Annotated in this window: 13 protein-coding genes and 1 pseudogene; 11 read left to right on the top strand and 3 right to left on the bottom strand. The window is 45.9% G+C overall.

The window, feature by feature from the left end; translation table 11 throughout:
- Positions 1–159: 159 nt before the first annotated feature.
- Complete coding sequence (locus BCOA_RS17860) at positions 160–1,020, bottom strand: helix-turn-helix domain-containing protein (RefSeq protein WP_014095530.1); 861 nt, start codon at positions 1,018–1,020, stop codon at positions 160–162.
- 212 nt (positions 1,021–1,232) lie between these two features.
- Between BCOA_RS17860 and rhaB the strand changes: the two genes are divergently transcribed.
- From rhaB to BCOA_RS17825, 7 genes are all read left to right on the top strand, one after another.
- Entirely contained in the window at positions 1,233–2,690 is a 1,458-nt protein-coding gene (gene rhaB / locus BCOA_RS17855) for a rhamnulokinase (protein ID WP_041818188.1), read from the top strand.
- Between the two features lie 16 nt (positions 2,691–2,706).
- On the top strand, positions 2,707–3,972 hold the full coding sequence (gene rhaA / locus BCOA_RS17850; protein WP_014095528.1) for an L-rhamnose isomerase: 1,266 nt from the start codon (positions 2,707–2,709) through the stop codon (positions 3,970–3,972).
- An 18-nt stretch (positions 3,973–3,990) separates the two neighbouring features.
- A complete protein-coding gene (rhaD, locus tag BCOA_RS17845) occupies positions 3,991–4,827 on the top strand; it encodes a rhamnulose-1-phosphate aldolase (RefSeq protein ID WP_014095527.1) in 837 nt (278 codons plus the stop codon).
- A 3-nt stretch (positions 4,828–4,830) separates the two neighbouring features.
- Positions 4,831–5,034, top strand: a complete 204-nt coding sequence (locus BCOA_RS17840) for an iron-containing alcohol dehydrogenase (protein ID WP_014095526.1) — start codon at positions 4,831–4,833, stop codon at positions 5,032–5,034.
- Positions 5,035–5,136: 102 nt separating this feature from the next.
- On the top strand, positions 5,137–5,559 hold the full coding sequence (mgsA, locus tag BCOA_RS17835; protein ID WP_014095525.1) for a methylglyoxal synthase: 423 nt from the start codon (positions 5,137–5,139) through the stop codon (positions 5,557–5,559).
- Positions 5,560–5,722: 163 nt separating this feature from the next.
- Positions 5,723–6,298, top strand: coding sequence for a 5-formyltetrahydrofolate cyclo-ligase (locus BCOA_RS17830; protein ID WP_014095524.1), 576 nt, complete (start codon positions 5,723–5,725; stop codon positions 6,296–6,298).
- Positions 6,295–7,635 (top strand): MFS transporter, encoded by a 1,341-nt coding sequence (locus BCOA_RS17825; protein ID WP_014095523.1) that lies wholly within the window; start codon positions 6,295–6,297, stop codon positions 7,633–7,635. Before BCOA_RS17830 ends, BCOA_RS17825 begins: the two co-directional genes overlap by 4 nt.
- A 172-nt stretch (positions 7,636–7,807) precedes the next feature.
- Here BCOA_RS17825 and BCOA_RS17820 read toward each other — a convergent pair whose 3' ends face one another.
- Together BCOA_RS17820 and BCOA_RS17815 are read right to left on the bottom strand one after the other, a co-directional pair.
- Positions 7,808–9,229, bottom strand: coding sequence for a DHA2 family efflux MFS transporter permease subunit (locus BCOA_RS17820; protein WP_187287746.1), 1,422 nt, complete (start codon positions 9,227–9,229; stop codon positions 7,808–7,810).
- A 92-nt stretch (positions 9,230–9,321) separates the two neighbouring features.
- Positions 9,322–9,882 carry a TetR/AcrR family transcriptional regulator gene (locus BCOA_RS17815; protein WP_014095521.1) on the bottom strand — a complete coding sequence of 187 codons (561 nt, stop codon included), beginning with the start codon at positions 9,880–9,882 and terminating at the stop codon, positions 9,322–9,324.
- A 232-nt stretch (positions 9,883–10,114) separates the two neighbouring features.
- Here BCOA_RS17815 and BCOA_RS35490 point away from each other — a divergent pair.
- From BCOA_RS35490 to BCOA_RS17800, 4 genes and pseudogenes are all read left to right on the top strand, one after another.
- Positions 10,115–10,478: pseudogene (locus BCOA_RS35490) on the top strand (IS1595 family transposase); the annotation flags it as partial.
- 93 nt (positions 10,479–10,571) lie between these two features.
- On the top strand, positions 10,572–11,117 hold the full coding sequence (locus tag BCOA_RS17810) for a GNAT family N-acetyltransferase (protein ID WP_014095520.1): 546 nt from the start codon (positions 10,572–10,574) through the stop codon (positions 11,115–11,117).
- 174 nt (positions 11,118–11,291) lie between these two features.
- A complete protein-coding gene (locus BCOA_RS17805) occupies positions 11,292–12,449 on the top strand; it encodes an AI-2E family transporter (protein WP_014095519.1) in 1,158 nt (385 codons plus the stop codon).
- A gap of 61 nt (positions 12,450–12,510) precedes the next feature.
- Positions 12,511–13,368, top strand: coding sequence for a Cof-type HAD-IIB family hydrolase (locus BCOA_RS17800; RefSeq protein WP_014095518.1), 858 nt, complete (start codon positions 12,511–12,513; stop codon positions 13,366–13,368).
- Positions 13,369–13,617 lie beyond the last annotated feature (249 nt).

Raw genomic sequence — 13,617 nt, 5'->3', positions numbered from 1 at the left:
TACATTGGGACAAATCGATCAATTTGCATACAGAATTTTCGCCCACCCGTAATACAGCCCAAACCGCAACCGAAGTATAACCCCGCCCTCGCTTGTGTGCCGGTAACCCTAACAGTAACGTCTTCTCTACGTTCCGGTAACGCAAACAGCATGGATTCGTCACCCATTCCGCCTGTACGCAAGCGGGGTCATCTCTGTTTTCCGCTTGAACAGTCGGTTGAAATAGGGAGGGTCCTCAATGCCGACGTCAAGGGCAATTTCTTTTACGCTTTTATTGGAGTAGCGGAGCAGTCTTTTCGCGGTGTTGATCCGAAAATGGATTAAGTACTCAATCGGGGGGATGCCGATGTAGTGCGTGAATTCCTTGCTGAGCTGGTACTTGTTCAGGCGGCACACCCGTTCCAAATCCTGCAGGGTAATTTTTTCTTTAAAATGGTCCTCCAAAAATTTTTTTGCTTCTATAATGTAATCGGGAATGTTTTCTTCCTCAAATGCAAGATCGTATTTCTGGATCAGCACTTCATTCAGCATTTCATGGATCAACAGCGAAATCCGGAACTCCGCCTTTGCATTCCGCGTTTCGACAAGCGCCATGGTCTCATCAATGATTTGGGAAATGCGTCCGTTTTTTGCATGAAAAACATTGCTGCCGTTTTTCATAAATTCCCCGTAAAAAGCATCCGCATTCGGCCCGTAAAAATGGATCCAATCCATCTCCCACGGTTCATCGCTTATCGTGCTGTAATGCTGGTAATTCATGCAGTCGATGAAAAAAACATCCCCTTTTTCAAGCGTATATTCGCGTCCTTCATAAATCAATTTCCCTTTTCCGCCAAACGTATATTTTAACAAGTACGATTTCAAATGCTGCCTTTCTGTAAAATACGGTTTCATCGCTTTAAAATGGCCGATTTCCTGCACATAGTAAAACAGCTGGCGCGCCCGCTGCGACGGCGTGTTAAAACAGCGGATGGAGTCATCTGTCCAGGAATAGTCGGCTTTTTCCCAGTATTGTTCCATTTTGCTACCTCTCTTCAAATTGATTATGCCATATCCTTCACGACCTTGCCAAGATCGTACAATGGTTTGCCAATAATGTTTCATGAAATCTTTTTTGATAACGTTTACGATAGGAATATAAACGTTAAATTTTAATAGATGCAATGCTTCATAGAAGAAGCAGATGATGTAAAGATAATTCAATTTTGAAGCTGGAAAGGAGTGAGAAAATGATCCGGAATTACATCGCTGTTGACATTGGGGCTTCAAGCGGACGGCTGATTGCAGGCACATGCCGGCATCAAAAAATCGAAATCAAAGAAATTCACCGCTTCAAAAACGGTTTTACCAAACGGGACGGCCATGACCGTTGGGATATCGGACGGCTGATTGAAGAAATTTTTACAGGCCTGGAAAAAGCCAAAAAGATGGGCATTGAAGCGTGTATGCTCGGCATTGATACGTGGGCGGTCGATTATGTGCTCGTTGACAAAAACGGCGACCGGCTCCAGGATCCGGTCAGCTACCGCGATCCACGGACGGTTGGCGCGATAGAAGCGCTGACGTCCAAATATTCAAAGGAATTCATCTATAAAAAGACCGGCATCCAGTTTCTTGAATTGAACACGCTGTACCAACTGTATGCCGAAGATAAAAATCTTTTGGAAAAAGCGGATAAAATTCTGCTCATCCCGGATTACATCGGATATGTGCTGACGGGAAAGGCCGTTTCTGAAGTGACAAATTCTTCCACAACACAAATGCTGAACTTGCGTGACAAATTATTCGATAAAGACTTGCTCAGCCATGTCCATGTCAGTGCCGATAAATTTGCCAAACTGGCCGATGCCGGCACGATTTTGGGCGAAATCAAACCAGAATGGTACCAAAAATACGATCTTCCGGCATGCCAGGTTGTCACGGTTGCAACCCATGATACCGCCTCCGCAGTCCTCGGTACGCCGGCAGAAGGCGATTCCTGGGCATTCTTAAGTAGCGGGACATGGTCGTTGCTTGGCATGGAATTGAATGTGCCTGTCACAAGCGAGGAAGCATTCAGGGAAAATTACACAAACGAGTGGGGCGCATATGGCACTTACCGATTTTTGAAAAACATTATGGGCATGTGGATTATCCAGGAAATTGCCCGGCATTACGACTACCGTTATACCTATGCCGAAATGGCGGAACAGGCCGGAAAATGCAAACCGTTTGCGCAATTTGTTCATGTCAACGACCCGCGCTTTAACAATCCGGAAAACATGGTGAAAGAAATTCAAGATTACTGCAGGGAAACCGGCCAGGCGGTTCCGGAATCGATCGGGGAATTGACAAACTGCATTTACAGCAGTCTGGCGCTCTGTTACGCAGTCGAGCTGGAAAAACTCGCCGCGATCACGGGGCGGCCCATTGACCAACTGTACATTGTCGGAGGCGGCAGCAATGTAAGCCTTTTGAACCAGCTGACGGCAAATCTCGCAAATGTCAAAGTGTCAGCCGGCCCCCAAGAAGCAACCGCTATCGGCAATCTCCTTGTGCAAATGATCGCCAAAGGGGACATTCGGGACATCCGTGAAGGAAGAAAAATTGTCCGGCAGTCGTTTGCAATCAAATCTTACAAGCCGCAGCAGGACAATTGGAAAGTGGTAATCGACCGTTACAAAAAGACCTTGCTTGAAACGGCAAAATGAAAGGGAGCGGAAAAGAATGGCAAAAAAAGAAGAGATCATCCGAAATTATGAAACCGCAAAACAGCGGTACGCCGAAATCGGTGTGGATACAGATTCGGCGCTTGAAAAATTGCAAAAGATGAAAATCTCGCTGCACTGCTGGCAGGGTGACGATGTCCGCGGCTTTTTAAATCCGGATGGCGACCTGACCGGCGGCATTATGGCAACCGGTAACTACCCAGGGGCGGCACACACGCCTTCCGAGCTGCGCAAAGACCTGGAAAAAGCATTCTCTCTGATACCGGGCAAGCATAAATTGAATCTGCATGCCATTTATGCGGACACGGATGAAAAAATTGACCTTGACACAATTGAACCAAAACACTTTGCTTCGTGGGTGGACTGGGCAAAAGAACAGGGGCTCGGCCTTGATTTTAACCCGACATTTTTCTCGCATCCGATGTATAAAGACGGTTTTACGCTCGCCTCCCCTGACAAAGCCGTGCGGGATTTCTGGGTGGAACATGGGAAAAGGACGCGGAAAATTGCCGAGTATTTTGGAAAAGAAACAGGGCAAACGAGCATCAACAATTTCTGGATTCCGGACGGTTATAAAGACAATCCGATAGATACGCTCGGACCGCGCCGGCGTTTAATGGAAGCGCTCGATGAAATTTTTGCGGAACCGCTCAATCCGGCTTATACGGAAGATGCGGTGGAAAGCAAATTGTTCGGCCTCGGCGCAGAAGCCTATACAGTCGGTTCCCATGAGTTTTATATGGGCTATGGTATTTCAAGAAACAAACTGGTCTGCCTTGACGCCGGCCACTTCCATCCGACAGAAGTGATTTCCAATAAACTAAGCGCCCTTTCTCTCTTCAGCAAAGGGCTTATGCTCCATGTCAGCCGCCCAGTGCGCTGGGACAGTGACCATGTCGTCATCATGGATGATGAACTGGCGGCAATCGGCAGGGAACTTGTCCGCAACGACTTGCTTGAGAAAACAAATATCGGCCTTGATTTCTTTGATGCCACCATTAACCGGGTTGCAGCCTGGGTAGTGGGCGCCCGCAACACACAAAAAGCTTTGCTGAAAGCGCTGCTTGAACCGACAGATTTCTTAAAACAAAAAGAACTGGAAGGCGATTTTACTACCCGCCTCGTCTATACAGAAGAACTGAAAGACTTCCCGTACGGCGATGTTTGGCACTATTTCTGCGAAGCAAACGGGGTGCCGGCCGGGCTTGGCTGGCTGGAAGAAGTCCAAAAGTATGAAAAAGATACGTTGCTTGTAAGGGCGTAAACAAGGAAGGGGAAGCACATGGCAAACATAAAGACGAAATTGAATATCATTGAAGCACCTTTTACACAGGAAATGATGAAAACAACCGCCAATTTGTACCGGCTTGGCTGGGACGAACGGAACGGCGGGAATATCAGCTATCTTCTCAAAGAAGAAGAAGTGGCGCCGTATCTCGATGTGAACGCCGTTATCCGGGCCATCCCTGTCAAATTCGACGCAAGGGCGCTTGCCGGCAAATATTTTATTGTCACCGGTTCCGGAAAATATTTTAAAAATGTGGCCGACAACCCTGCTGAAAATCTCGGTTTGATCCGTGTCGCACAGGACGGGCAAAATGTTGAATTGCTTTGGGGGCTTGAAGGGGGCGGAATGCCGACAAGCGAGCTGCCGTCCCATTTTATGAGCCATATCGCTAGGCTTGAGGTTGACCCGGAAAACCGGATTGTCATGCACAACCATGCGACCCATTTGCTCGCAATGACCTTTACCCATACGCTTGATGAAAAAGCTTTTACGCGCACGCTTTGGCAAATGTGCACGGAATGCCTCGTCGTATTTCCGGAAGGTGTCGGCATCATTCCGTGGATCGTGCCGGGCACAAATGAAATCGGTGAAGCGACGGCAGCGAAAATGAAAGACTATCGCCTCGTCATTTGGCCGCATCACGGCATTTACGGTGCCGGCCGCACGATGGATGAGACATTCGGCTTGATTGAAACAGCAGAAAAAGCGGCACAGGTTTACACCTATGTCCAGGCGCAGGGCGGCATCAAACAAACGATTACCGACCGGCAGCTGAAAGACTTGGCCGATGCGTTTGGGGTCGTGCCGCGGGAAGGATTTTTGGGAGAATAAAGGATGGAATGGCGCATGCGACCTCTTAAAAATGTTGACATTCCGCAATCGCTTGATAAACTCGGTGTCAAAGAAGAAGATATCCCGAACCTCGCAAAAGATGCGTATGCCGATGTGTGCACGGGTGGCAACCCGCGTGATACAAGTGTCGAAGAAATCGAAGGCTTGTACAAATCCATGCTGCATGATCCGGTTGTGAAAGCTTAAGGCTGAAAAACGGATGACCCTGGGAAATGGGTCATTCGTTTTTTTCATCATATTATCGTATTATAGTAGTAACGTTATTTTTTGGAGAAGGGAGTTTCCAAGTTGAAAATTGCTTTTATTGCCCATGATAAAAAGAAAAAGGAAATTGTAAACTTTGCGGTTGCCTATGAGCCGGTATTCGCCGACCATGAATTGTACTCGACCGGCACAACCGGCAAGAGGATTATGGAAAAAACAAATTTGAACATTACCCGCTTCAATTCCGGCCCGCTCGGCGGCGACCAGGAAATCGGCGCAATGATTGCCAAAAATGAAATGGATCTCGTTTTCTTTTTCCGTGATCCACTCACGGCCCAGCCGCACGAACCGGACATTACCGCTTTACTCCGCCTTTGCGATGTCTATTCGATTCCACTTGCCACCAACATGGGTACGGCCGAACTGCTTGTCCAGGGCTTAATGCGCGGCGATTTAAACTGGCGCAACCTCGTGCATGAGAAGGAGAAGAAGAACAGGGGGGAATAAGAATTTCCACCATATTTCATACTTCGGTTTACCGGAAAAAACGATTAGCACAGACATTTTGCAGCCCCCCTGGTTTCATACCCCGGGGGCATTTTCGTTTTCACTTCAGCCCAAACATGGTAAGATGGAAAAGCGCAAATTTTTGCTTTCTGGGGTGGAAAAAATGGACAAGGCGGAAATGCGAAGAGAAATGATCGGCCGGTTAAAGCGGTTGGATCTTAACGAAAAGCAGGCCATCGAAGAAAAACTGCAACAAATTTTGTTTTCATCCGATATATGGAAAATATCCGGAACGGTTGGCGTGACGGTCTCCCAACATTTCGAATGGGATACGCGGCGGATCATTGAAACCGGGTGGGCGCAGGGAAAAACGATTTGTGTGCCAAAATGCGTGCCAAAAGAAAAAGCGCTCGTCTTTTACCAGCTGGATGATTTCACACAATTGAAAAAAAGCTTTTTTAACCTGCTTGAGCCGGAACCGGAAGAAACGGTAAAAATTGAAAAGCAGGCCATCGATCTGCTCATTGTTCCAGGCCTTGTTTTTGACAAAAAAGGCTTTCGCATCGGTTTTGGCGGCGGTTATTATGACCGATTTCTTGCCGGTTTTCCCAATCAGACCGTGTCTTTGATTCACTCGTGCCAATTGAAGGCGCATGTCCCTAGCGAATCTTATGATATTCCGGTGCGGCAAATCGTGACAGAATCCGGAATGTTGAAAGTGAATGGAGGGGTTTCATGAAGAGTAGAACGTTTGTCATGATTAGCATTGTCTTGGCAATGCTTGTGTCATCGATTGACGCAACGATTATGAATACCACGATGCCCGTCATTGCAAAAGAACTCGGCCGCTTTGACTTGTACGCATGGGCATTTGCTTCCTATATGATCACCAGCACGATTTTATCACCGGTTGCAGGCCGGTTGTCTGACTTGTTCGGAAGGAAGAAAGTGTTCGGGTTCGGGATCGTGCTTTTTTTCGCCGGATCGCTTTTATGCGGCATGTCCTCCGGGATGATTGAACTTATCGTCTTTCGGGCTATTCAGGGCATTGGGGCAGGTTTCATGGTCCCGTTTCCGGCCATTATCGCAGGAGACCTGTTTTCTGTTGAAAACCGCGGGAAAATCCAGGCATTGTTTACCGGTATGTGGGGATTATCCGCTGTCCTGGCGCCGCTTTTAGGCTCGTTTTTTGTAACGTATTTATCGTGGAGATGGATTTTCTTTGTAAACCTGCCTGTCTGTCTCATCTCATTTTTAACGCTTTTGCCTTATAACGAGCATTATGCGCCAAAAAAAGCGCGTGTCGATTACATAGGCGCTGCATTATTTGCGGTTGCGATCACACTCCTGCTTTTGGTCACGGTCGTACACCGTAACTACTTGTTGTTTACAGCAACCGGAATCATTTTTCTTCTCCTTTTTTATTTTTATGAAAAAAGACAGGATTCTCCGATTGTGCCGCTTTCGATGTTTAAAAATAAGACATTTGCCCGGATGAATGTCAACTCCTTTATCGGGACAGTGGCGTTGTTTGGTGCTTCCAGCTATGTGCCGCTGTTTTTGCAGAAAGTAACAGGGCTGTCACTATTGATGAGCGGGGTTGCGTTGCTTGGGTCGTCGATCGGCTGGATGGCCGCTGCAGTCCCTGCCGGAAAATGGATATTGCGGTATGGCTACCGTAGGCTGTTATTAATCGGGAACGGACTTTTGCTTGTTTCGGGTGTATGTTGGATCTTTTTAAATCCGGGCCACGGGTTCTGGTACGTTTTTCTCGTCATGATTGTCCATGGCGCTGCGTTCGGGTTGCTTTCGACGGTCGGGATTATCGGTTCCCAGCAAATGGTGAGCGCCCACGAAAAAGGGATCGCCACTTCGTTTTTTATGTTTTGCCGGAACATGGGAACTGCGATCGGGGTGACCGTAATGGGCGCCTTTCTGACAAGCGGGTCCACCTACATGCAGGGCATTCACCATTTATTCCTGTTCGGCTTTTGCGGCAGCATTTTGGCCCTTTTAACTTCTTTTCTGATTCATAATGATGCGAGTGAAAGCGGAAAAACAGCAGCAAATCAATAAGGCTTATCCCGGGCTTGGCAAGGACTCTGACAGTGCTGGCAAAATTTTATAAAATGCAGGCCAGAAGCCGGTTCTTTCGCAGATCCATGATTTTATCATATTGAGGCGGAGTGCTGACAAACCTAAAAAAAACCCGTTTTAGCTTATCAGGCTAAAACGGGTTTTTTGCTCCTCAGTCGGGGGAGTCTGTTTCTTTTTTTAATTGCATTTTCCTTTGCTGGTCCTGCGGTTTTTCAAATACCCCAACGGTTCGAACGGTAAAGGAAAGGGCAAATCCGATGACTGCCAGGATGAGCGTGAACATAAAACCGTACTGGACGCCGTTTGTTAATGCTGCTGCGGCATGTTGTCCGCCGGCTCCTGTATAAGCGTGTTCACCTGCAGCCAACAATGTGGCAGACAAGGCAGTGGCAATTGCGCCGCTCACTTGCTGGGCGGTATTCATAATTGCGCTGCCGTCAGGGGACATTTCTCTTGGCAATGCATTCAGCCCGTTCGTTTGTGCCGGGGACATAACAAGCGGCGCGCCGATCATGAGCAAAAGATTTGCTGCGATCACGAAAAGAAAAGAAGATGTTGTTTGGACACAGATAAACATTGCACCAGCTGCGATGCAGATCAGAAAGCCGATTCTGACAAGCCATTTTGCGCCGTATATATCATAAAACTTGCCCGAGACAGCTGACACAATCCCGTTTACAATGCCCCCTGGCAAAAGAAGGATGCCGGTAAGCGCGACAGCTACCAGTTTTCCGCTCTGCCAGTACATCGGCAGCAAAAGCATAGACGACATGATAATACTGAAGACAATCATCATCATCAGCGTGCCAATAGTGAACATTTTATGCTGGAAGACACGCACATTCAGCATCGGTTTTTCCATTCGTAATTGCCGGATGGAAAAAATCGCCAGAGCCGCAATACCGATTGCAAGGGTTACAATGACTTTTGCATTTCCCCAGCCTGAATCCCCCGCGGAACTAAATCCGAAAACAATTCCGCCGAACCCGATCGTGGACAGAACGATAGAGAGCACATCGATTTTTGGCCGGGTGACTTCATTTACATTTTTACAAAAAATGGCGGAAATGATCAGGGCAGCAACCAAAAACGGCAGCATGACCCAGAAAATCCACTGCCATGTGAGTTTGCCCAAAATGAACCCAGCAGCAGTTGGGCCAATGGCCGGCGCAAACATAATGACAAGCCCGACAACGCCGAGTGCCGCGCCTCTTTTATGCGGCGGAAAAATCGTCATGACCGTATTAAAAATGAGCGGGATGAGAATGCCGGTTGCGATTCCCTGAACGAGCCTGCCGATGAGTAAAAAGGGGAAGGTGTGGGACACGGCTGAAATGAGCGTGCCAATAATAAATGCGCTTAATGCACTTAGCAGCAGCTGCCTTGTTGTAAACCATCTGATCATTAACCCGGATACCGGCACCAGCACGCCGACAACAAGCAAATATCCGGTTGTAAGCCATTGGACGGTGGAAGCGGTAATGTGCAGATCTTTCATCAATGAAGTTAATGCAATATTTAAGGCTGTTTCGCTGAACATGCCGATAAAGCCGCCAATTAAAAGCCCAAGCATAATCGGAAATTTTTTATAATCACTTTGCAATGGTAAAATCTCCCCTTTATTTTTAAATAGACCGGTCAGTATAATTTGGAGAAAAAAGAACATCAAATGTTCTTTATTATTTTTGGGATTTGTTCTGCAACTAATTGAAAATAGGAAGCGTCCTTGTATGTGATCGACATCGTCATCGCGCCTTCGATTAAGATATGAAACAAAACAGCGGTTTGCCTTGCGCTTTCCTTTGTGTAGCCTTTTTTCATCAGATAATCGGTATCGGTTGCGATCCATTCCTCATACGCATTTTTGCACGCTTCCCTGATATTTTCGTTAAGGTTCGCACTTTCCGAAGCGAGCAGGCCGATCCGGAAGTCCGGTTGATCGCCAAATACTTTTTCAGCGACATGTAAAAGTTGCGCCTGCATGGCTTCAATCGGATCGTCGCAACCGGCAAGCAACTGCTCCAGTTCCTGCCTTACTTCAACCTTGACGCTGTCAATTGCGGCAATTGCAATTTCTTCTTTCCCGTTTGGAAAATGGTAATATAAAGAGCCTTTCGGTGCGCCGCTTTCCTCAATGATTTGATTGATGCCGGTCGCATGGTAGCCCTGCACCTGGAAAAGTTTTTTTGCCGCCTGGATAATTGCTTCTCTTTTACTCTTTGCCATCTTTTCTCTCCTTTTTTGTACAGAACGGTCTAACGAAAAATATATCATTGATTGACTTTATTGTCAAACAGCCGTTTTTTTAAAATAGCTCTGTTAAACATTTATGTTGATATTTACTAAAATCAAACATTCTTCCTATAATAACAGTAAGGAACAGGTCAGCGTTTTGGTTGCGAGGGATCGTCAAAACAAACCTTCTTTAACGTGATGAGGGTCGTATTTTAACCAAGCAATTGGTTCCAAGGTCTCCGTTACGAATCCCCTTTTTACAGACGCCTGGAGAGCTTTCAAAGCCTATGCAAAAGAAAAAGGAATCGAACATTACCCGTTCAAATCCTGTGGAAAGGAACGGGTAAAAGGGTTTTACCATATTCAAAATGTTAATAACTATTACAGCCGCTTAAAGGGTTGGATGAACCGATTCAATGGCGTGGTAACCAAGTACCGCGACCATTATTTGAGCTGTTTTTGTATTTGAATACGATCCGCCCCCGAACGATTATACAACTGTATGTAGGCAGATTGTCGACAGCTGCTTATTTCGGACAATGGCGACTTATGATAAATTGAGGTTATCTATATTCAGTGCTTCATAAGCATTATTCAACTTTTGGGGCAGTCATGTTAAAGAGGGTAGGTATTTAGGCTTGTGCTAGAAAAATTCTTTTTCAGAATGGGAAGGTGCCAAAATGAATATTGCAGAAGAAATCGTAATTTCTCCATTAAAGGATGAATTAATTGAGGACATCAATAAAACAAATGATTATTTCAACGTGTTTGGTAAGGTTGTACCCAGTCTTCAATCAGGAAAATGGTCTTTTGAAGAGATTCTATTTGATGAAACTAAAGAAATTCGTTTCCCAGATGATAAACTGGATTGGAGCCGTTATATAAACCGTGAAGATAAAGCTCTATTTTTAGCTTATAAGAATCATAATTGCATTGGGCAAATTAGAATAATTAAGGATTGGAATCGCTTCTGTTATATTGAAAATATCGCTACAAAAAAAGAATTTAGAGGATATGGAATCGGGAAGTTGCTTTTAACTAAAGCGGAAGAATGGGCAAAAAAAAGAAAACTTATCGGAATGTCTTTAGAAACGCAAGATGATAATCTTGGAGCGTGCAGGTTTTATGTGAAACAAGGATTCATACTAGGTGGAGTTGACACATTGAAACAGTCATATAATCCAAATATAGAGACCACTTTGTATTGGTATAAGCTATTCAAATAACGGGTGCTAATCTTCAATATGAATCTAAAACAGGGATCCCACATCGGGTCCTTGTTTTACGATCATTTATCCACAATATTATTTAACATAGCTTTTAAAATAAACCGGAAAAAAACTTCCTTTTCAAGTATAATCAAGATAAGAAAATGAACAAAAAAACGACGGAGTGATTGGATGAAAGAAATGAAACTCAGTTTATGGGCTAAATACATACTGCTAGCGGTTGTGGCCGTACTTTTTGTGAAATATTTCAGCACGATTCTGGGTGCACTCGGGGCGATTTGGCATGTTGCCTTTCCGCTTTTGCTCGGAGCTGCGATTGCCTATGTGCTCAATATTTTAATGAAAAAAGTGGAACGCGTTTATTTTCCGAACGCGCAAAACAAATTTATCCGCGCAACGCGGAGGGGCGTCAGCATTCTTTTTTCGTTTGTGGTCATTTTTGGCATTGTTTCCATTCTGGTGTTGATCATTGTGCCACAATTGATCCAGGCTTTTACGGTATTGATTGATGCCATTCCGCGCGTTTACGCAAGAAGCCTGGACTATTTCCAGTCAAACAGCGGCAAGTACTCCAGTCTCGGAAAATTCATTGCAAGCCTCCAGGTCGATCTGGATGCAGTCACAAAAAAGTTGACCGCATCCCTTTCCAAAGTGGTGACCGGTATTTTAAATTCGACGTTTTCCATCGCCGGCGCCTTAACAAGCGGTGTAATGAACTTGATCATTGCCATTATTTTTGCCATCTATATTTTAGCGGCAAAAGAGAAGCTGGCCGTTCAGGCGGATAAAGTGGTTCGTGCTTTTTTGAAAAAGCAGACGGCGGACAGATTGTACTACGTGCTCGGAGTGGCAAACCGGACTTTTTCGAGCTTTATTGTCGGGCAATGTGTGGAGGCGGTCATTTTAGGAAGTCTATGTACGCTTGGCATGTTTCTTTTCCAGTTTCCGTACGCTGCAATGGTCGGTGCTTTCATTAGTGCAACGGCTCTGATCCCGGTGGTCGGTGCCTATTTGGGTGCGGCTTTCGGTGCCTTTATGATTTTAACAGTAGATCCGATGCAGGCAGTATTCTTTTTGATTTTCATTGTTGTGCTGCAGCAAGTGGAAGGCAACATCATCTATCCGCGGGTAGTCGGTTCGTCGATCGGGTTGCCGGGTTTATGGGTCTTGGCGGCGGTCATCATCGGGGGCGGCCTTGGCGGCGTTGTTGGTATGCTTTTCGGTGTGCCGGTTGCCGCGACATTGTATAAGCTGCTGAGCGACCAAGTGCAGAAACGGCTACAGACACCATCGGGAATAGAGGAAACAAACAGGGGCGGGGATATATAGAGGCGAATAATATTGCCTCTCGAAAAAGAACATCCGGGAACAACAGGAAGGAGAGCGCAAAATGAAATTGATCGCGATTGATTTTGACGGGACATTATTATCTGATGACGGAACAATTAGCGAAGAAAATGCCGGAGCGATTCGGGAAGTACAAGAGCAGGGGAATATCGTTGTCGCCTGTTCAGGGCGTTCGCTTCATGATACGCGGCATATTCTGAAAAAAGCAGGCCTTGATTGCCCGGTGATAACGGGAAATGGTGCCGTCATTTACGATTCGGATCAATGCATTTTAAAGCTTGTGATGCCGGATAAAGTACTGGACGACTTGCTTCCGGAACTGGAAGCGCAAGGATACTATTACGAGTTATATACTAACCAGGGCGTGTATTTGCTGGAAAAAGGGAGAAAGCGCCTTGAATCGGAAATGCATTCCTTGCACGAAAAAGATGAAACCTTTTCTTTGGAGTGGGCTGCCGGCCAAATTGAGCTCCAGATGCGGCAGTACGGGATTCATTATTTCCACCATTATGCTGAGTTGGATTTGCCGCATTTGGAGGTTTACAAAATTTTTGTACTGTCCTTTCATCCTGAACGGTTAAAGCAACTCCGCAGCTGGCTAAGCGGAAGACAAGATCTTTCCATGACCACATCGGGGCGCACGAAGTTGGAAATTGCCCATGCAGAAGTTAGCAAAGGCCATGCCCTTCAGTTTATGGCCCGCCATTTGAACATCCCGTTGGAAAATACGGTCGCAATTGGTGACAATTTTAACGATCTGTCCATGTTTGAAGTAGCCGGTATAAGTATTGCGATGGGAAACGCTGAAGAACAAGTGAAAGCGCGGAGCACCTATGTCACAAAGACCCATAACAAAAACGGCGTTGCCCATGCTCTGCGGACATACATATTGGGAAAATGATGGGGAATAAAACCAAAAAAGCGGTGGCTGTTTGCTGCCGATCTCCGCATTTTGCGGCAAGTTTTTTGGGCAAGTTACGGATTCATCCGAAAAAAATGAAGGTTCACAGCTCAAGTCCCCTTTTATTCCTCATCGAGCGTTTTTCTGATCGCCTGTTTTTTCTATCTTTATAAAAAGGAAATTATAGTTTCGTGTCGAATGTTATAAGTTGAATTTTAGTTTTTACATCGAGCCCGGGCACCACCCATT

This window comes from Heyndrickxia coagulans 36D1 (assembly GCF_000169195.2).
Classification (GTDB): Bacteria; Bacillota; Bacilli; order Bacillales; family Bacillaceae_C; genus Weizmannia; species Weizmannia faecalis.
This window is presented reverse-complemented; position numbering and strand designations above follow the sequence as displayed.